The organism is Methylobacterium sp. 2A, from assembly GCF_009806555.1.
Classification (GTDB): domain Bacteria; phylum Pseudomonadota; class Alphaproteobacteria; order Rhizobiales; family Beijerinckiaceae; genus Methylobacterium.
In genome coordinates this window covers 15,779-33,487 of the sequence record NZ_VUOK01000014.1, presented here as the reverse complement: position 1 = coordinate 33,487, position 17,709 = coordinate 15,779, and the positions used below count along the sequence as shown (strand labels likewise).

16 protein-coding genes are annotated in these 17,709 nt (G+C 69.3%); 6 read left to right on the top strand and 10 right to left on the bottom strand.

Annotated features, from left to right (window positions below; translation table 11 throughout):
- Positions 1–79: 79 nt before the first annotated feature.
- Positions 80–2,158 carry a carbohydrate porin gene (locus tag FVE89_RS07440; protein WP_202130663.1) on the bottom strand — a complete coding sequence of 693 codons (2,079 nt, stop codon included), beginning with the start codon at positions 2,156–2,158 and terminating at the stop codon, positions 80–82.
- 442 nt (positions 2,159–2,600) lie between these two features.
- Here FVE89_RS07440 and FVE89_RS07435 point away from each other — a divergent pair, with 442 nt between their 5' ends.
- Genes FVE89_RS07435 through FVE89_RS07420 form a run of 4 tightly spaced genes read left to right on the top strand, consistent with a single transcriptional unit; the run spans position 2,601 to position 5,826 of the window.
- Positions 2,601–3,164 carry an iron transporter gene (locus FVE89_RS07435; RefSeq protein WP_246730534.1) on the top strand — a complete coding sequence of 188 codons (564 nt, stop codon included), beginning with the start codon at positions 2,601–2,603 and terminating at the stop codon, positions 3,162–3,164.
- A 16-nt stretch (positions 3,165–3,180) separates the two neighbouring features.
- On the top strand, positions 3,181–3,522 hold the full coding sequence (locus FVE89_RS07430; RefSeq protein ID WP_160533408.1) for a cupredoxin domain-containing protein: 342 nt from the start codon (positions 3,181–3,183) through the stop codon (positions 3,520–3,522).
- Complete coding sequence (locus tag FVE89_RS07425; protein ID WP_160533407.1) at positions 3,519–4,952, top strand: 4Fe-4S binding protein; 1,434 nt, start codon at positions 3,519–3,521, stop codon at positions 4,950–4,952. Before FVE89_RS07430 ends, FVE89_RS07425 begins: the two co-directional genes overlap by 4 nt.
- 49 nt (positions 4,953–5,001) lie before the next feature.
- On the top strand, positions 5,002–5,826 hold the full coding sequence (locus tag FVE89_RS07420; RefSeq protein ID WP_160533406.1) for an FTR1 family protein: 825 nt from the start codon (positions 5,002–5,004) through the stop codon (positions 5,824–5,826).
- Positions 5,827–5,923: 97 nt separating this feature from the next.
- Here the strand turns inward: FVE89_RS07420 and FVE89_RS07415 are convergent, their stop codons facing one another.
- Both FVE89_RS07415 and sseA read right to left on the bottom strand, forming a co-directional pair.
- Positions 5,924–6,400 (bottom strand): hypothetical protein, encoded by a 477-nt coding sequence (locus tag FVE89_RS07415; protein WP_160533405.1) that lies wholly within the window; start codon positions 6,398–6,400, stop codon positions 5,924–5,926.
- 64 nt (positions 6,401–6,464) lie between these two features.
- On the bottom strand, positions 6,465–7,313 hold the full coding sequence (gene sseA / locus FVE89_RS07410; RefSeq protein ID WP_160533404.1) for a 3-mercaptopyruvate sulfurtransferase: 849 nt from the start codon (positions 7,311–7,313) through the stop codon (positions 6,465–6,467).
- A 397-nt stretch (positions 7,314–7,710) separates the two neighbouring features.
- Here sseA and FVE89_RS07405 point away from each other — a divergent pair, with 397 nt between their 5' ends.
- Positions 7,711–7,944 carry a GcrA family cell cycle regulator gene (locus FVE89_RS07405; RefSeq protein WP_160533403.1) on the top strand — a complete coding sequence of 78 codons (234 nt, stop codon included), beginning with the start codon at positions 7,711–7,713 and terminating at the stop codon, positions 7,942–7,944.
- Between the two features lie 21 nt (positions 7,945–7,965).
- Here the strand turns inward: FVE89_RS07405 and FVE89_RS07400 are convergent, their stop codons facing one another.
- From FVE89_RS07400 to cpaB, 7 genes are all read right to left on the bottom strand, one after another.
- Complete coding sequence (locus tag FVE89_RS07400; RefSeq protein ID WP_160533402.1) at positions 7,966–8,943, bottom strand: type II secretion system F family protein; 978 nt, start codon at positions 8,941–8,943, stop codon at positions 7,966–7,968.
- Between the two features lie 46 nt (positions 8,944–8,989).
- Positions 8,990–9,982 carry a type II secretion system F family protein gene (locus tag FVE89_RS07395; protein ID WP_160533401.1) on the bottom strand — a complete coding sequence of 331 codons (993 nt, stop codon included), beginning with the start codon at positions 9,980–9,982 and terminating at the stop codon, positions 8,990–8,992.
- Positions 9,983–9,985: 3 nt separating this feature from the next.
- Positions 9,986–11,428: a CpaF family protein gene (locus FVE89_RS07390; RefSeq protein WP_160533400.1), complete on the bottom strand. Its 1,443-nt coding sequence runs from the start codon at positions 11,426–11,428 to the stop codon at positions 9,986–9,988.
- 30 nt (positions 11,429–11,458) lie between these two features.
- Positions 11,459–12,751 carry an AAA family ATPase gene (locus FVE89_RS07385; RefSeq protein WP_160533399.1) on the bottom strand — a complete coding sequence of 431 codons (1,293 nt, stop codon included), beginning with the start codon at positions 12,749–12,751 and terminating at the stop codon, positions 11,459–11,461.
- 67 nt (positions 12,752–12,818) lie between these two features.
- Positions 12,819–13,751, bottom strand: a complete 933-nt coding sequence (locus FVE89_RS07380; RefSeq protein ID WP_160533398.1) for a CpaD family pilus assembly protein — start codon at positions 13,749–13,751, stop codon at positions 12,819–12,821.
- Between the two features lie 43 nt (positions 13,752–13,794).
- Complete coding sequence (locus FVE89_RS07375; RefSeq protein ID WP_246730537.1) at positions 13,795–15,309, bottom strand: type II and III secretion system protein family protein; 1,515 nt, start codon at positions 15,307–15,309, stop codon at positions 13,795–13,797.
- A gap of 35 nt (positions 15,310–15,344) precedes the next feature.
- The gene (gene cpaB / locus FVE89_RS07370) at positions 15,345–16,154 is read right to left on the bottom strand and encodes a Flp pilus assembly protein CpaB (RefSeq protein WP_160533397.1); all 810 of its coding nucleotides are present in this window, start codon (positions 16,152–16,154) and stop codon (positions 15,345–15,347) included.
- Positions 16,155–16,470: 316 nt separating this feature from the next.
- Here cpaB and FVE89_RS07365 point away from each other — a divergent pair, with 316 nt between their 5' ends.
- Positions 16,471–17,655 carry an ABC transporter substrate-binding protein gene (locus FVE89_RS07365; protein ID WP_246730536.1) on the top strand — a complete coding sequence of 395 codons (1,185 nt, stop codon included), beginning with the start codon at positions 16,471–16,473 and terminating at the stop codon, positions 17,653–17,655.
- The last annotated feature ends 54 nt before the right edge of the window (positions 17,656–17,709 follow it).

Sequence of the window (17,709 nt, the reverse complement as noted above, 5' to 3'; positions counted from 1 at the left end):
CTGGTCGCACGACTTTGCCTCTGCATCGCGTGGCCGACCGATGGCTCGGCCGAGCGATCGATCCAAGCCGGCGTCCGCGTCAAAAATCCGCGTGCAGCCGCGAGGCGAAGAAGTGCGCCGGGCCGCGGTCGCGGTTGTAGCCGGGGTTGTCGATGAACTGGTAGTCGAAGGTCAGGGTCACGAACTTGGTCAGGTTCAGGGCGTAGTAGGTCTCCAGCGCCCGCTCGGTGCCGTAATTGAGCCGCCCGTCGCCGATCAGCAGCCCGTAGAAGCCCGCCGCGAAGGCCGCCCGGTGCGAGGGCGAGAGCCCGTTCATCGCGGCGCCGATCCCGATCGTGTCGTCCGGCCGGTCCCAGGCCTTGCCCTTCAGGGACAGGCCGCCCGAAAAACTCTGGTCGATATCGGTGAAGGAGATGTTCTCCGTGCGGCCGTCGTTCAGGCTGGCCCGGGCGAACAGGCCGAGTTCGGGCGTCAGGGCCTGTTCCAGATTGATGTAGCCGCCGGTCTTGCGGCGGGGGCGCCGGGTCGCCGCCACCGCGTCGTTGATGTCGTCGAAGGCGCCGAGCTGCGTCAGCGTCACAACCTCCCGGTTGTTGGCCGAGACGCCGACATTGGAAAACAGCCCGAACCGCAGCTTGCCCGGCTGGTCCAGCCCCGGCAGGACGTAGCGCTGTTCGAACTCCGCGTTCAGCCCGGCGCGGCGGAACACCCGGGGGTCGAGCACGTCGCTCGACGGTTCCTTGGGCACCTGCGTATAGGCGGCGCGGATCGCGAATTCGGGCCGGTTGTATTCGGCGTAGACGCCCTGCGTGAAGCCCGGCAGGTTGGCCGGAAAGTCCCAGGCCGAGGAGCCCCAGAGCGACCAGTTGAAGAAGTCGACCCGCGGATCGTGCGCGTAGATGTTGCCGTCGAAGAAATCGCCCAGGGCGAACTTGCCGGCGATCAGCGTGATCCGCTCGGCATCGTAGCGGGTGGCGACTTGGTTCGGCCCGTCCGGCACCTCCACGGTCTCGCCGCCGAGGTTGATCGTCTGCTTCACGTAGTAGCGGTTCGAGCGCAGCTTCGGGAACGGGGCGCCGGCCTTCTGCGCCTCGCCGTTGACGAAGCCGGCCACGCCGAGCGTGCGCGACAGGCCGAAGCCCTGGCTGAATTCGGGGTTGTAGTAGACTTCCGTGGTGTCGGTGAGCTTGAGCCCGAGGAAGATCGTGGCCGTGGTGGTCTGCCGGGCCTGATGCGGGATCTGGCTCTGCGCGCCCTCGTAGGGCGAGCGGAAGCCTGGGACCCCCTGCGCGATCAGTGTGGTCTGTCCGTGCAGCGAGAAGCGGCCGGTATCGCCGTTGTCGGGATCGTGCGGGGCGGTCTCGTCCGGGTCGGGCGGCACCTTCAGCCCGTCGGGAAACCACATCAGCCGCAGGAACATCTGGTTCGAGGTGAAGCTCGCCCGGGTCGAGACCGGGCCACCCGCATCGCCGGGCACGAGGCCCAGCGGAAAGCGCCGGCTGCCGCCGAGATCGATGTAGCGATAGTCGATTCCGAGGGCGAGGTGGTCGCTGACGGCGTATTGCACCCCCGCGCCCAGGGTGAAGCCGAGATAGCCGAGTTCCCGCTGCGCCGTGGCTTGGCCGCCCGCATCGAGATCCGGATAGGTCGCGAGGAAGCGCGCGTCGGCGCCGGCGAGGCCGAAGGCGCCGTAGATCAGATACCGGTCGAAGCTGTAGCCCAGCCGCGCGCGCAAGGTGCCGTAGAGATCGGTCTTCGCGCGCACGATGTTGAAGGCCGGGTCCATGTCCGCGTAGCCGAAGCCCGCGATGGTCGAGGGAACGGGCCGCTTCAGGTTCGCCGCGTCGACGCTGGCCTCGACGCCGTAGACCCAGGGGCCCGTCTGCCAATTCCAGCCGCCGAACAGCCCGCCCACAGCCGTGGTGGCGTTCCGCCCCTGGTCGCTGCGGCCCGTCGAGTCACCGCTCTTGAACGCGGGCACCGGCCGCCCGCCGATCGTCGTCGGACCGAAGCTGTAGGCCCCGTAGGAACCGCCCGCGCTGCCTTCGAGACCGATATAGCCCCCCGACCAGTCGGTGTAGGCGGACGCCTCCGCCGCCGGACGCGGCACCGCGAGGTCGGCTGCGCCGGCGGGCGCGATGACGGCAGGCGCCAGCATGAGCGCTGCCACTTGGGTCAGAACCACGGGCCGGGCAGCGTGTTTCGTCGGAGCCGGGCGCGCGGAACGGGTTCTCATACGACTCACAGCAACAATATAGCTTCTGCTAAAACCCGCTTTGCTCCCGCGCAAGCCATGGCACACCGGTGCGGCGCGCAATGTCGCATGAGCGGCCTCTCCGCTTCCGATCCTCAGGCACGTTCTCGGCCATCAGCGTGGCAGTTGCGTGACGATCCCGAGATTTACGCACTGGTCAAGATCCGGTTGGCCACAGACCTGTGAAAATTCTTGTTGGCAACAGATTACGATGTCCGGTGAGCAAGACTGAGACTGGCAAATACGCAATGCGGTCCCGCTAAGGCCTTCAGATTAGAATTGTTATTATTTGATGGTGGTGCGATTCCTGTTTGAAGTTCTGCCGTGAGCGTTTATGTGCTGCGACATGCGTGCCTCAACCGCCCCATCGCTCCTCCGCGGCCTTGTCGTGGCCGCCGCTCTCGCGACCGCGGGATCGGCAGCGGCCAAGGAGGTGCCGATCGGCCCGCACGTGACCCGCAACGGCCTGGAGGTCGCGGCGGTCTACCTCCAGCCGATCGAGATGGAGCCCGCCGGCATGATGCGCGACGCCGCGCAGTCGGACATCCACCTCGAGACGGATATCCGCGCCGCCAAGGACAACCGCAACGGCTTCGCCGAGGGCGATTGGGTGCCGGCCCTCGACGTGCATTTCGAGGCGGTGAAGCTCGACGGCGACAAGCCGACCGACCAGAAGGTCGCCGGGATGCTGATGCCGATGGTCGCCAATGACGGGCCGCATTACGGCGACAACGTCAAGCTGTTCGGCCCCGGCCGCTATCGCCTGACGGTCACGGTCGCGCCCCCCGGCAAGGACAGCCATTTCGGCCGTCACGTCGACAAGGAGACTGGGGTCGGCCCGTGGTTCGAGCCGTTCGACGTCGTGCAGGACTTCACCTTCGCCGGCGTCGGCAAGAAGGGCGCCTACTGAGCTTCCGGAGATTTTCGTGACCCGCCCGCCGCGCATCGCCGCACTCGCTGCCCTGCTCCTCGCCGCTTCTGCGGCCGGGTCCGTGCGGGCGGACGACATGCCGGTGATCAAGGTGGAGATGCGCGACGGCGTGATCCTGCCGGCGGTGATCGAGGTGCCGGCCAACACCCGGTTCAAGCTGGAGATCTCGAATACCGGGCAGTCGCCCGTCGAGTTCGAGAGCACGGAGCTGAAGCGCGAGAAGGCGCTGGCGGCGGGTTCGACCTCGGCGATCGTGTTCCGGACCCTCGATGCCGGCACCTATCAGGTGTTCGACGATTTCCACCCCGACGCCAAGGCGACCCTGGTGGCCAAATGAGCGCGTCGACGACAGCGCCTGTAGTCCTGCCGGCCGCCTCTCGTCCCGCGCGCGGCGCCTGGATCGACGCGCGTCTTGCCGCGTTCGGCGATGGGATGCGGCGCTATGGCTGGGTGATCCGATCCGTGCAGTGGCTGATCATCGCCATCTACGCGGTGCTGGTGATCGTGCCCGCCCTGCTGCCGCTGCCCGATAACGCCGCCCATATCTGGACCAACCTGACGCTCGCCGCGCAGTTCGCCTTCTGGGGGATCTGGTGGCCGTTCGTGCTGCTCAGCATGGTGCTGGTCGGCCGGGCGTGGTGCGGCGTGCTCTGCCCCGAGGGCGCGCTGAGCGAGGTCGCCAGCCGCTGGAGCCGCGGCTATGCGGTGCCGCGCTGGATCACGTGGCAGGGCTGGCCGTTCCTGGCGTTTGCCGGCACCACGGTCTACGGCCAGTTGACCAGCGTGTACGGCTATCCGAAGCCGGTCCTCGCGGTCCTCGGCGGCTCGACCTGCGCGGCGATCGTGGTGGGCCTGCTCTATGGGCGCAACAAGCGGGTCTGGTGCCGCTACCTCTGTCCGGTCAACGGCGTCTTCGCGGTGCTGTCGAAGCTCGCACCCGTGAGCTTCCAGGTCGACCACGCCGCCTGGGCGGCCTCGCCCAAGCCCGCCCGGGGGACCGAGGCGTTCAACTGCGCGCCGCTCGTGCCGGTGAGGACGATGCGCGGCTCCGGGGCCTGCCACATGTGCGGGCGGTGCAGCGGCCATCGCGGGGCGGTGCGCCTCGCCCTGCGCTCGCCCAACCACGAGATCGTGCACGTGGCCGGCACCGAGCCGGACCTCGACCAGACCGTGCTGATCCTGTTCGGCATGCTGGCCCTGGCGGTGGGCGCCTTCCAATGGTCGGCGAGCCCCTGGTACGTCGAGGCCAAGCAATGGGCCGCCACCTGGCTCATCGACCGCGGGATCACGTGGCCGCTGGAGATGTCCGCGCCCTGGTTCGTGCTGACGAACTACCCCGACCGCAACGACGTCATGACCCTGCTCGATGGCGGGCTGCTCCTGGCCTATATCGGCGCGGCGACGGTGATCCTCGGCCTCACCCTTTCGGGGATCGTGGCGCTGGCGACCCTGTCCCTCGGGGGCTGGTCGCTGCGGCGCTTCCACCACCTGACGCAGACGCTGATCCCGGTGGCGGGCTGCGGCGTCTTCCTGGGTCTCTCGGCGCTTACCGTCACATTCCTGCGCGGCGACGGCATCGTGATTCCCCACGTGGCCGAGATGCGCGCCGCCCTGCTCGCCGGGGCGAGCCTGTGGAGCGTCTGGCTCGCGTGGCGGGTGGCGGGCCTCAGCGCGGCCGGTATCCGGCGGGCCGCGGCCACAACCTGCATCGCCGGTGCGGCCGCCCTGTCGGTCGTCAACTGGGTCCTCATGTTCTGGGTCTGGTAGCGCGGTCCGCGCGACATCTCGCGACATCTCGCAACTTCTGGAGACCGCCATGATCGGCGCCTTCGTCATCGCCTTCCGCGAAGTCATCGAGGCAGGCCTCATCATCTCGATCGTGCTGGCGGCGACCCGCGGCATTCCCGGCCGGATGCGCTGGGTGCTCCTGGGCATCGCGGGCGGATTGGGTGGGGCCGCCCTCGTGGCCCTCTTCGCAGAAAAAATCTCCGACGCCTTCGAGGGCAGCGGGCAGGACATTCTGAACGCCGCCGTGCTGATCGTCGCGGTGCTGCTGCTGGTCTGGCACAACACCTGGATGAGCAAGCACGGCAAGGAGCTGGCGGGCGAGCTGCACGCGGCCGGCGCGGCGGTGCGCTCGGGCGAGCGCGAGGCCGCCGCCCTCTCCATCGTGATCGGCGCCGCGATCCTGCGCGAGGGCGCCGAGCTGGTGCTGTTCCTCTACGGCCTCGTGGCCTCGGGCACCTCGGGGGCGGATATCCAGTTCGGCGCCGTGGCCGGCATCGGAGCGGGCGCGCTGCTCTCGGCGGTGACGTATTTCGGGCTGGCCTCGATCCCGAGCCGCTACGTGTTCGCGGTGACGAGCGTGCTGATCACCTTCCTGGCCGCGGGCCTCGCCTCACAGGCTGCCCAGTTCCTGGCCAATGCCGGCGTGGTCGACATCCTCGGCCACACCCTCTGGAACAGCTCCGGCGTGATCGCCGAGAATTCCTGGCCGGGCCGGATCCTGCACGCCCTCGTGGGCTATACCGACCGGCCGACCGCCCTGCAGGGGCTTGTCTACGTCGCCACCATCGCCGTGATGGTCGGGCTGATGCAGTGGGGCGCCGCCGACAAGCGGCGCACCGTGCGGGCCGCCTGAGATCGGGGTGGCCCGGAGGCCGCCCCGCGCCCGGATCCCGCGCATTCGCGGATCGCCCCGCTCTTGAACGGGTCGATCCGGCTCACCGTCGTGAGCGTCAGGCCAGCGCGGCCCATTTCGCGGGATCGGCCGGCTTCTGCTTGTAGATCGAGCCGGCGAAATCGACGTGCAGTTCCGTGGCGACGTCATCGCCCCGGTGGGCCAGAAGCTCGAAATGCTTGGGCTTCCGACGCGGCATGTCCGTCACCGTCCAGCCGCTGGCAGCCGCCGCCGCGAGCGCCTGGGCGGGATCGGCCGGAACGTCCGGCCGCGCCGGGCCCGGCGGGTGGTGCGGCTTCCTGTGCTGGATCAGCACCGGCTCGCGGCCCGCGGCGGCGATCCGCGTGACCTTGATCTCCGAGGGACGGCGCTCGCCCTCCAGGCTGACATGCTGGCCTGCCGCGAGCGGGAACGCCTCCGCGCCCTTGGGGCCGAGATCGGCGAGATGTGTCGTCCCGTCCGCCTCAAGGGTGAAGCGGTGCGCGAAGACGTGCTGAACGGTGCCCGACAGGGCGATGGTGTCGTGATGCGGCATGATCTTCTCCGGAGAGCGCCCAACCGCAGGCGCTTTCGATATATCGGATTTGATCGGCCGGCCTTCAAGGAGTTCCGGTCACCACCGTCCGGTTCGGGTCGGCGCCCCATTCCGACCAGGAGCCGTCATAGAGGCCGCGGGCGGGCCGGCCCATCGTCTCCAGGGCGAGCGCGATGATGGCCGCGGTCACCCCAGAGCCGCAGGTGGTCACGATCGGCCGGTCCGGATCGACGCCGTTCTCCGCGAAGATTGTGGCCAGTTCCTCCGGGCTCTTCATCCGGCCGTCGCGCTGCAGCGCCGCGTAGTGCAGGTTGCAGGCGCCCGGCATGTGGCCGGGGCGGACGCCGGGGCGCGGCTCCGGCTCCTCGCCGCGGAACCGCGTGGCCGAGCGGGCATCCACCACCTGAGCCGAGCCGCTCGCCAGGGCGCGGGCGACGTCGTCCGCATCCGCCACCGCCCCGTGGTCGAGCCGGGCGGTGAAGTGCCGGCGCTCGCGCGGATGCGGCTCGCCCTCCTCGGTGGGGTAGCCCGCGGCCACCCAGGCCGGAAGACCGCCGTCGAGCACCAGGGCGTCGCGCACCCCGAAGGCCTTCAGCATCCACCAGACCCGCGGCGCCGAGAACAGGCCCATCCCGTCATAGACCACGATCTGCTGGCCGTCGCCGACGCCGAGCGCCCGCATCCGCGCGGCGAAGACCTCCGGGCGGGGCAGCATGTGCGGCAGGCTCGACTCGGTATCGCTCATGGCGTCGAGGTCGAAGCGCAGGGCGCCGGGGATATGGGCCGCGCGGAACTCGGCCTCGGGATCCCGGCCGGCGGCCGGGAGATACCAGGAGGCGTCGAGGGTCACGAGGTCGGGGGCGGTCAGACGGTCGTGCAGCCAATCGGGGGACACGAGGGGCGCGTGGGCCATGGGCAAGTCCGGCTCTGGTCGCGGGAGCCGGCACCAAACCACAGGTCGATCCGGCTTGCACGCCCGGGCAGGAACCGATTCGGGGCGTTCACGCGGTTTCGTCAGCCCGGCGAATGCCAATCGAACCGGAATCGTGGCGGCCAGCTACGCATCCCGCACCGTGCTCCGATGCAACGCATGCACGTTGGTCTTGTTTTAAATTGTCGTAACCCCAGTTACGACAACAAGATGACGCTGATCGTGCCGGCCGACCGGGCCGGCGTCAGGCGAGTCGATTCGGAGGCCGTCCCGCGGGACGCTGCCCTGGGTCACTGTCTGAGGGAGAGGCGTCCGACCCTTCCATCTGCCGGGGCTCACGGTCCCATCGAGCAGGATGATTATTGAGCCGATCGACACCATGAATCAACTCGTTCGCATGTCCCAGATCGGCGAGGCCGAGACCATCAAGGAGCCGTCGGCCGACCTGCGCGTGCCCTTCGCGCAGTCCGGCGCCTTCGTGTGCAAGTACATCATCGGCGAGCCGAATGACCGGGCGGTCTGTTGCGGCGCGCCGGTGGCCGACGGCAAGAGCTGGTGCGCCTATCACCGCCGGATCGTGTTCGAGCCGACCCGTCCCGGCCGCATCCGCTGACCGGGGCATCATCCCCGGTCGTCACTGGGTCCGCATGATCTGGATGACGGCCGGCGTGATGATGACGACGAACAGCACCGGCAGGAAGAACAGGATCATCGGCACCGTGAGCTTGGGCGGGAGACCCGCCGCCTTCTTCTCGGCTTCGGTCATGCGCTGGTCGCGGCTCTCCTGGGCGAGGACCCGGAGCGCCTGGCCGACCGGGGTGCCATAGCGCTCGGCCTGGATCAGGGCGGTCGCCACCGCCTTGACGGGGTCGAGGCCGGTGCGCAGCACCAGATTCTCGTAGGCCTGGCGCCGGTCCGGCAGGAACGACATCTCGGCGGTCATCAGCGCGAGCTCCTCGGCCAGCACCACCGAGGAGGTGGCGATCTCGGTGCTGACCTTCCGGAAGGCGTGCTCGATCGCCATGCCGGACTCGACGCAGATCAGGGTCAGATCGAGGGCGTCCGGCCAAGCCCTGCGGATCTCGGCCTGACGCTTCTTGGCGGCGTTGACCAGGAACAGTTCAGGCGCCTTGATGCCGGCATAGGCGGCGCCGATCACCAGACCGAACCGCATGAGGTAGGAGACGTCGAGCGCCTCCAGCACGAACAGGTAGAACAGCGCGGCGATCACCGCGGCGACCGGCACGACGAGGCGGAAGAACAGGAACGCGGTCTCCGCGCCCTGGCCGCGATAGCCCGCCTGCATCAGCTTGCGCTTGGCCGTGTCGGTGGAGAGCCAGCGCTGGAGCTGATACCGCTCGACGATCGACTTCATGTAGGCCTTGGGCTCGACGCGCAGCGTGCCCCGGGTGACGGTCTGGTTGCCCTTCGCGCGCTCGCGCCGCCGGATCTGCTCGCGCTCGTCGCCCACGAGCTTCATCCGCTTCTCGAGCTTGTCGGTCTCGAAGAACGGCTGCGCCACCGCGAAGGCGGTCGCCGCCGCCGCGATGGCGGTCAGCGCCGTCCCCATGAACCGGGGGTCGAACAGCTTCGCGGCGATGTCGTCGATCATGGGACCGGATCCGGGGCGGGCGGGCGGCGGGCCTGACGGTCCGCCGTCAGAAATCGAAGGCGATCATCTTCTTGATGGTGAAAATCCCGATCGACATCCAGATCGCCGCGCCCACCAGCGCGATCTTGCCGATATCGGTCGTCCAGAGCAGCGAGATGTAGTCGGGGCTCGTCAGGGAGGTGATGCCCGCGACCCCGAAGGGCAGGCAGGCGATGATCGAGGCCGAGGCCTTGGCCTCCATGCTCATCGCCTGGATCTTGCCGCGCATCTTGGCCCGGTCGCGCAGCACCGTGGAGAGGTTGTTCAGCGCCTCCGACAGGTTGCCGCCCGATTGCTGCTGGATGTTGATCACGATCACGAAGAAGTTGACCTCGGGCGTCGGCACCCGGTCGAACAGGCGCGTGACCGCGTCGCCCAGCGACAGGCCGAGCGCCTGGGTCTCCACGACGATCCTGAACTCGCTGCGGACCGGCTCCTCGGCCTCGCGCGAGACCATGCGGAAGCAATCCCCGACCGGGATGCCGGTGCGGATGCCGCGCACCACCACGTCGACGGCGTTGGGCAGCTCCGCGTTGAACTTGGCGATCCGCTTGAGCCGCAGGCGCCGCAGCAGCCAGGCCGGCAGACCGAAGCCCCCCGCGAAGGCGGCGCCGATCCCGGCGATCGGGCTGTCTGTGACCACGAAGATCAGCAGCCCGAAGAGGCCAGCGCTGACCGCCGACATCATGTAGAAGGTCCGCTTGGTCCAATCGAGGCCGGCGCGGGCGAGCTTCAGCTCCACGGAGGCCTTGGCCGCGCCCTTGGCCTTCGCCTCGATCTCGCTCAGCGTCTTGGCGACCTGCTCGCGGCGGTTGACCGCCACGCCCCGGAGCGCCGCCCCCGTGGGGGAGACGCCGATCGCCTTCAGGCGCTTGTTCGCCCGCCGCTCCCCGTCGAGCAGGGGCAGGACAGCCACGTAGGCGATTGCCGCCACCGCGATGCCGATGAGGCCCGCGACGATCGGCAGGTTCGAGGTGCCGATGGCGGCGAGATTCGGCATGCCTCAGCTCCGATCGACGACCTCGGCGGCGTCGAGCGCCTCGCCGAGCCGGCGCTCCAGGCCGTAGTAGCGGGCGCGCTCCCAGAATTTCGGCCGGCCGATGCCGGTCGAGCGATGGCGCCCGACCAGCTTGCCGTTCGCGTCCTCCCCGACGATGTCGTAGAGGAAGATGTCCTGGGTGGTGATGACGTCGCCCTCCATGCCGAGCACCTCGGTGATGTGGGTGATCCGCCGCGAGCCGTCGCGCAGGCGCATCGCCTGGATCACCACGTCGATCGAGCCGCAGATCATCTCGCGCAGCGTCTTCGAGGGCAGGGTGAAGCCGCCCATCGAGATCATCGATTCGATACGCGACAGGCATTCGCGCGGGCTGTTGGCGTGGAGGGTGCCCATCGAGCCGTCGTGGCCGGTATTCATCGCCTGGAGCAGGTCGAAGGCCTCGGGTCCGCGCACCTCGCCGACGATGATCCGCTCGGGCCGCATGCGCAGGCAGTTCTTCACGAGGTCGCGCATGGTGACCTGACCCTGGCCCTCCATGTTGGGCGGCCGCGTCTCCAGGCGGACCACGTGCGGCTGCTGGAGCTGGAGTTCCGCCGCGTCCTCGCAGGTGATGACCCGCTCGTCGTGCTCGATGAAGGCGGTGAGGCAGTTGAGCAATGTGGTCTTGCCCGAGCCCGTGCCGCCCGAGATCACCACGTTGCAGCGCGACTGACCGATGATCTTCAGGACCTCGGCGCCCTCGGGCGAGATCGCCCCGAAGCGCACCAGCTGCTCCAGGGTGAGCTTGTCCTTCTTGAACTTGCGGATGGTGAGCGCCGGGCCGTCGATGGCGAGCGGCGGCGCGATCACGTTGACGCGGGACCCGTCCGGCAGGCGGGCGTCGCAGATCGGCGAGGCGTCGTCGACGCGCCGCCCCACCTGGCTGACGATCCGCTGGCAGATGTTCATCAGCTGCTGGTTGTCGCGGAACCGGACGCTGGTCAGCTGGATCTTGCCCCCGACCTCGATGAAGGTCCGGTTGGCGCCGTTGACCATGATGTCGGCGATGTCGTCGCGGGCGAGCAGCGGCTCCAGCGGGCCGTAGCCGAGCACGTCGTTGCAGATGTCGTCGAGCAACTCCTCCTGCTCGGCGATCGACAGGACGATGTTCTTGAGCCCGATGATCTCCGTGACGATGTCGCGGATCTCCTCGCGGGCGGTCTCGGCATCGAGGCGCGAGAGCTGCGTGAGGTCGATCGCCTCGATCAGCGCCCCGAAGATCAGGCTCTTGGTGCGGTAGTAATCCTCGGACCGCGCGGTCTCGACCACCACGGGGGCGGCCGGCTCCTGCCGCCGGGGCGCGGGCGCGGTCTCGCGCTGCGGCGCGATCGCCGGCGGGGCGGCCGGCGATCGGGGAGCGGGCGAGGGGGCAGAGGCTGCGCCGCCGGTCGAGCGTCTACCGAACATGGAGCGTTCCCGGGGCGCGGTCGGACCGCATCACGAGGCCTTCCCACCGACGAGCTTGGCACCGCCGAACTTGCTGCCGGCGAACTTGTTGCCGGCGAACTTGGCGAGCAGCGGCTCAAGCAGGCCGATGCGCCCGCTGCGCCGGGTCTCCGCGCGGCCCAGCATCAGGGCGGCGAGGTCGTTGAAGAGCTCCGCCACCTTGGAACTGGCCTGGATCTCGGCGATCATCTGGCCGTTATTGGCGGCCGTACCGAACAGGGCCGGCTCGAATGGGATCGTCAGCGCGACCGGGGCCTCCAGGGTCTTGGCGAATTCGGGCGTGCCGATCTCGGGGCGCTTCGGCACGCCGACGCTGTTGAGCAGGATCCGCGGCGGCGCATCGTTCGGGCGCCCGTGCTTGAGGGCGCCGAGGATGTTCTTGGCGTTGCGCAGGCTGGCGAGATCGGGACCCGCGACGATCAGGATCTCGTCCGCCGCCGTGAGGACGCGCTTCGTCCACGCGTTCCACTGGTGCGGCACGTCGAGGACCACGCAGGGCACGCTGGCCCGCAGATACTCGATCAGGGCGTCGAAGGCGGGCTCGGACAGGTCGATCGTGCGGTCGAGGCTCGCGGGGGCCGAGAGCAGGCTCAGCGTGTCGCTGCATTTCGACAGCAGCCGCTCGACCAGGGCGGAATCCAGCCGTTCGGGGGCGAACACCGCCTCGGCGATGCCCTGGGGCGGGTCCTGGTTGAAGTTGAGCGAGGCGGTGCCGAAGGCGATGTCGAGATCGGCGATCACCGTCTGCACGCCCTGGCTGCGGGCTACCGACCACGCGAAATTGTGCGCCACCGTGGAGGCGCCGATCCCGCCCTTCACGCCGTAGACCGCCACCGTGCGGCCCACCGGCTTGACGCCGGGAGCCGTGAACAGGTCGGAGATCGCCGCGATCAGGGTCAGCGGATCCACCGGCGCCATCAGGTAGTCGGACACCCCGCGCTGGATCAGCTGACGGTAGAGGATCACGTCGTTGAGATGGCCGATCACGAGGACGCGGGTGCCCTCGTCGCAGACCTCGGCCAGGGCGTCGAGGCATTCGAGCGGCTTCGAGCGCGGCCCCTGCGTCTCGATCAGGATGACGTTGGGGGTCGGCGCGTGCCGGTAGGCCTCGATGGCGGCGGCGCCGCCGCCCATGCGGACCTTGACCTGCGCCTTCTGCATGCGCCGGTCGAGGGCCGCGCCCTCGATCATCGCGGCGGTCTCGCTGGTCTCGCAGAACGCCTGGATGGTGATCCGGGGCACCGGGGCGATCGTGCGCTCGGCTGTCTCGGACAGGTCTGCCATGACGGCACTTTCAGGTTCGCGTTCGGGATGCGGCGTCGGGTTAGATGAGGCGGGCGTGCCGGCCAGCCTATTGGCCGACCTGCGATTTCACGTCGGTCTGCCCATCTTGATGCCATGTGGTTGATGGATCCTTGCCTTCGCGCAACTGGCCGATGTCCCGGACCCGCTTGACCGTGTCGATCCGGCCCTCGGGCCGTCCGCGCACGAGGTCGAGGGGGTCGGCGACCTGCGCGGCCACGGTCGATTGCGTGGCGCAGCCGAGATTCCACATCGGCCGGTTGCTGTAATCGAACGCGAAGCCGCTGGCGCCCGTATCCTGGGGCCAGAGCCCGCAGGCATCGGACACCTTGGCCTGCATGCGCTGGAAGCTCAGCCGGATCGGGGCGGCCAGGCTCGGGGCCGCCACGGCGTAGGCGGTGACGGCGACCTCGCGGGCGCTGATCCGGTCCTGTGCGGCCAGTCGGGTCAGGACCGTCGCGGTCCGTTCGGCGGAAGCGGCCTGGGCCGGCGGCCCGCCTCGGGGCACCTCCATCAGCAGGAGCCCGCGCCCGTAGCGGCGGAATTCCAGCATGAAGGCATCGACATCGGCGGTCTGGCGGGGATCGAGTTGGCCGACACCCGTCGGGAACACGTCGAGGCTGCGGGTGCCGTCTGTCAGGACGATCGGGTGCCGGACCCGGTAATCCGCGACCTCGATCGCCCCGGTCGTGGCGACCGGCTGGCTGTTGCAGCCGGCCGCGAGGGCGCCGAGCGCACAGGCGGCGAGCAGGGAGGCGATTCTTCCGGGCGCGACGCGCCCCCGCGCCTGTATGGCCGGCTCCGCATCTTTCCCTCTCCCCTCTGCGGGGGGAGGGATGGTGCGGCCCCTATCGATCCGAATCGTCTTGTGACCGACGATGCGCGCGAACCCGGAGGTACGAAGGTCGTCGCCCGCACGGGAGCGGGGACCCGCGCCTCCTCCGGCGAACACGGCATCGCTGTGTCGTGGACCATGGGTCATGGTTGCGATCCTGCGCTACGACCTTGGATCGGCGTCATCGCTTTCACTCGACGATGAAGCCGACGCGGCCGCGATAGGTCTGCCCGAGCGGGGCCGCGGCGGTGGGGGCGACCTTGCCGTACAGGCGGTTGATCTGGCCGAGCAGCACCGCCTGGCCGTCGGTGGAATCGACGAAGTTGTCGTCGGGCCGGCTGACCTGCTTCGGCTCCATCACCCGGGCGATGTAGGGGGTGCACATGATCATCAGCTCGGTCTCCATGCGCTGGTAGTCCCGGGAGCGGAACAGGGCGCCGAGGATCGGCAGGTTGATCAGGCCGGGCAGGCCGGAGATCGCCTGCTTGTTCACCTGCTGGATCAGGCCGGCGGTCATCATCACGCCGCCGGAGGGCAATTCGACCGTGGTCTCCGAGCGGCGGACCCGCGTGCCCGGGATGGCGGTCGTGACGCCGCTGTTCGTGTAGCTGAAGCTGGTCGTCGGATCGATCTCGGTCACGTCGGTCGCGACGCGGATCGAGATGCGGTTGTCGGCCAGCACCACCGGCGTGAAGCTCAGGGCGACGCCGTAGGGCTTGAAGGTGATCCCGGGCGGAGAGCAGAGGTTGCCGACGCAGTTCGACGCGGCTGCCGGCACCGGGAACTCGCCGCCGGCCAGGAACTTGGCGGCCTCGCCGGAGATCGCCGTCAGCGTCGGCTCCGCGAGGACGCGCGAGACCCCGGCCTGCTCGAAGGCCTTCAGGGTTGCCTGAAGCGAGAAGCCGCCGGCCCGCACGGAGGCCTGCAGCTGGTTGCCGGTGGGCGTCGTTCCGCCGGTGATCGGGAAGGGCAGGTTGTTGACCAGCGCGGGGGAGGTCGTCGCGTTGCCGAGGGGGTTCAGCGCCGACCAGTTGCCGTTCAGGTTGATGCCGAACTGCTTCAGGACGTTGCGCGACACCTCCACCACGGTGACGCGCAGCATCACCTGATCCTTGTTGCGGATGGAGAGGTTGTTGATCACCGCCCCCCGGGCGCCGGCCACGACGCCGCCGCTCGGCGCGCCGGAGGCGCCGCCCCCGCCCCCCAGCCCCACGAAGGCGTTGGCGATGTCGATCGCCTGCTGGGCGTCGGCCGAGGAATTGACCGAGCCCGACAGCAGCACCGAGGCCCCGGAGGAGCGCACGTCGAACCGGCCGCCCGGAATGCTCTGGTTCAGCAGCTCGCGTAAGGTGCCGAGGTTGAGGTCGCGGGCCACCGTCACGTCGAGGGCGGCGATCTGGCGGCCCTCGGCGTCCATGATGAAGATCGAGGTCGCGCCGTCGGCCATGCCGATCACGAAGACCTTGCGGGTCGAGCGGACCACGGCATTGGCCACCGCCGGGTTGGCGACGAACACCTCCTTGGCGTCCCGCGGCAGGTCCACGATCACGGACCGTCCGGCGGTCAGCTCGACGCGGCGCGTCGAGGCGGCCTCGGCGGCGCCGACCGTCAGGACCGGCGCCGGGCCGTGGATCGAGCGCTCCTGCGCGGCGGCCGGGCTGGCCAGCACCGCCAGGAGGGCGAGCAGGCAGGCCGGGCGGCGCATCGGGCGGGCGAGGGGCAGCTGAGCGGTCATGGCGGTCACGGCGTCTGCTGCCGCGCGACTCCGAAGCGCACGACGGTCAGTGCGGGATCGGTCTGCGCCTGGAGCGTGTCGGAGGAGGTGATTTCGGTGGGCTGGCCGGCATCGGCGAGGCTGCGCAGCGACAGCGACAGCGCGCCGTCCTTCCCGGCCAGGGTCAGGGTTTCGGCCTGGGCGGGCGTGACCGCCAGCGTCGCGGTCTCGCCGGTGACGACGTTGGTGCCGTTCTTTTCCTGGATCAGCTGGCCGATCGCCAGGACGCGGATGTCGGTCAGGATCGTCTGCGAGATCTGGACATCGCGGTTCTCGCCGTTCGTCCGGCTGATCTTGTGGAAGGTGCGGATCACGTCGACGTGGTCGTTCGGCAGGATGAAGCCGCCGGCCGAATTGGTGCCGCGGCTGTCGGTCGTGATCGCGACCGCGCGCTGGCCCGGCGGCAGGATCGCCGCCATGAAGCCGCTCTCCGGGCGCACGAGCTTCTGCGCGCGGATCGGCTCGCCCGCCAGGAAGCCCGAGCGGGCCGAGGCGCCCGCGGTCTCCTCCAGAGCCTTGGGGTTCGCCTTTCGGGTCAGGAAGCCGGAATTGAGGGCGTTGTCGGGCCAGGGCTGCCAGCGCAGATCCGCGGGGCGCAGCACCTGACCCATGGGCATGTCGGTGGCGGCCACCAGCACGTCGGTCATCGGCACCGGCGGCGCCTCGGCCTTCATCGGCGTCGGCGGCGGGGCCGGATCGCCGCCGCTCATCAGGAAGGCCGCCCCGCTGCCCGCCGCGAGGGCGATGCCGAGGACGGCGAGACGGGCTGGTTTCATCGCATGGCCACGCGCCGGAAACGGCCGAATTGCCGTCCATGACCGGAACCTGCGCGGGGATTCGTGTAATTATGGTTAAGGTTTAATAACCCCCGCATCTCGTGCGTCCGGAAACGGACATTCCCGGCAGCCCGTCACAATCGGCGCGATCCTTCAGCTTCCGATTCAGCTCGGCCGTGGCCTGTCACGGCTGCGTGATCTATCTTGCATCCGGAACCGCCTCAGAAGCGGGCGCCCGGGTGCATCGGGAGGAGACATGATCAGGACGTTCGGCGGTGCGGTGCTGGCGGCGCTGGCGGGGACGGCCCTCGGGGCGATGACCGGCGTGGCCGCGGCCCAGGGCGGTGCGCAGGCGTTCTCCGGCAACGCGGTGCGCATCGGCATCCTCAACGACCAGTCCGGCCTCTACGCCGAGTTCGGCGGCCAGGGCTCGGTCGAAGCCGCCCGCATGGCGGTGGAGGATATGGGCGGCAAGATCGGCGCTGTTCCGATCGAGATCCTCACCGCCGACCACCAGAACAAGCCCGACATCGCCTCCGCGATCGCCCGGCAATGGTACGACCGCGACGGCGTCGACGCGATCATGGAGCTGACCACCTCCTCGGTGGCGCTGGCGGTCCAGGGCCTGTCCAAGGAGAAGAAGAAGATCACCATCACCACCGGTGCGGCGTCGAGCGACCTCACCGGCAAGGCCTGCACGCCCTACGGCTACCACTGGGCCTACGACACGCGGGCGCTGGCGGTGGGCACCGGCGGCGCGCTGACCCGGGCGGGCGGCAACACGTGGTTCTTCCTGACGGCCGACTACGCCTTCGGCTCGGCCCTGGAAGCCGACACCGGCAAGGTGGTGATCGCCAACGGCGGCAAGGTGCTGGGCAGCGTCCGGCACCCGCTGTCGAACCAGGATTTCTCCTCGTTCCTGCTCCAGGCGCAGGGCTCGAAGGCCAAGGTGATCGGGCTCGCCAATGCCGGGCTCGACACCTCGAACACGATCAAGCAGGCGGCCGAGTACGGCATCGTCGAGGGTGGCCAGAAGCTCGCGGCGCTGCTCTTCACCCTCTCGGAGGTGCACGGGCTCGGCCTCAAGGTGGCGCAGGGCCTGACGCTCACCGAGGGCTGGTACTGGGACGCCAACGACGAGACCCGCGCCTTCGGCCAGCGCTACATGAAGCGCACCGGCCGGATGCCCAACATGATCCAGGCCGGCACCTACTCGGCGGTCTTGACCTACCTGAAGGCCGTGAAGGCGGCCGGCACCGACGAGACCGACGCGGTCAACGCCAAGCTGAAGGCGCTGCCGGTGGACGACGTGTTCGCCCATGGCGGGGTCGTGCAGCCGAACGGCCGCATGGTGCACGACATGTACCTGTTCGAGGTGAAGAAGCCCGCCGAGTCGAAGGGCGAGTGGGATCTCTACCGGCTGATCTCGACCATCCCGGGCAAGGAGGCCTACGCCGCGCCGGCCGAGAGCGGATGCCCGCTGACCGCGGCGGCGAAGTAGGGGGGTATCGAACTGGACGGCGCTTGACCTGGGCCCGATTTGGGTCCGAGCCAC

What these genes read in the sequence shown, in the direction of transcription:
- FVE89_RS07440 (WP_202130663.1), bottom strand. Translation starts at nt 2,158, where the DNA reads ATGCTGGCGCCTGCCGTCATCGCGCCCGCCGGCGCAGCCGACCTCGCG.
- FVE89_RS07435 (WP_246730534.1), top strand. Translation starts at nt 2,601, where the DNA reads ATGCGTGCCTCAACCGCCCCATCGCTCCTCCGCGGCCTTGTCGTGGCC.
- FVE89_RS07425 (WP_160533407.1), top strand. Translation starts at nt 3,519, where the DNA reads ATGAGCGCGTCGACGACAGCGCCTGTAGTCCTGCCGGCCGCCTCTCGT.
- FVE89_RS07420 (WP_160533406.1), top strand. Translation starts at nt 5,002, where the DNA reads ATGATCGGCGCCTTCGTCATCGCCTTCCGCGAAGTCATCGAGGCAGGC.
- FVE89_RS07415 (WP_160533405.1), bottom strand. Translation starts at nt 6,400, where the DNA reads ATGCCGCATCACGACACCATCGCCCTGTCGGGCACCGTTCAGCACGTC.
- sseA (WP_160533404.1), bottom strand. Translation starts at nt 7,313, where the DNA reads ATGGCCCACGCGCCCCTCGTGTCCCCCGATTGGCTGCACGACCGTCTG.
- FVE89_RS07405 (WP_160533403.1), top strand. Translation starts at nt 7,711, where the DNA reads ATGAATCAACTCGTTCGCATGTCCCAGATCGGCGAGGCCGAGACCATC.
- FVE89_RS07400 (WP_160533402.1), bottom strand. Translation starts at nt 8,943, where the DNA reads ATGATCGACGACATCGCCGCGAAGCTGTTCGACCCCCGGTTCATGGGG.
- FVE89_RS07395 (WP_160533401.1), bottom strand. Translation starts at nt 9,982, where the DNA reads ATGCCGAATCTCGCCGCCATCGGCACCTCGAACCTGCCGATCGTCGCG.
- FVE89_RS07390 (WP_160533400.1), bottom strand. Translation starts at nt 11,428, where the DNA reads ATGTTCGGTAGACGCTCGACCGGCGGCGCAGCCTCTGCCCCCTCGCCC.
- FVE89_RS07385 (WP_160533399.1), bottom strand. Translation starts at nt 12,751, where the DNA reads ATGGCAGACCTGTCCGAGACAGCCGAGCGCACGATCGCCCCGGTGCCC.
- FVE89_RS07380 (WP_160533398.1), bottom strand. Translation starts at nt 13,751, where the DNA reads ATGACCCATGGTCCACGACACAGCGATGCCGTGTTCGCCGGAGGAGGC.
- FVE89_RS07375 (WP_246730537.1), bottom strand. Translation starts at nt 15,309, where the DNA reads ATGCGCCGCCCGGCCTGCCTGCTCGCCCTCCTGGCGGTGCTGGCCAGC.
- cpaB (WP_160533397.1), bottom strand. Translation starts at nt 16,154, where the DNA reads ATGAAACCAGCCCGTCTCGCCGTCCTCGGCATCGCCCTCGCGGCGGGC.
- FVE89_RS07365 (WP_246730536.1), top strand. Translation starts at nt 16,471, where the DNA reads ATGACCGGCGTGGCCGCGGCCCAGGGCGGTGCGCAGGCGTTCTCCGGC.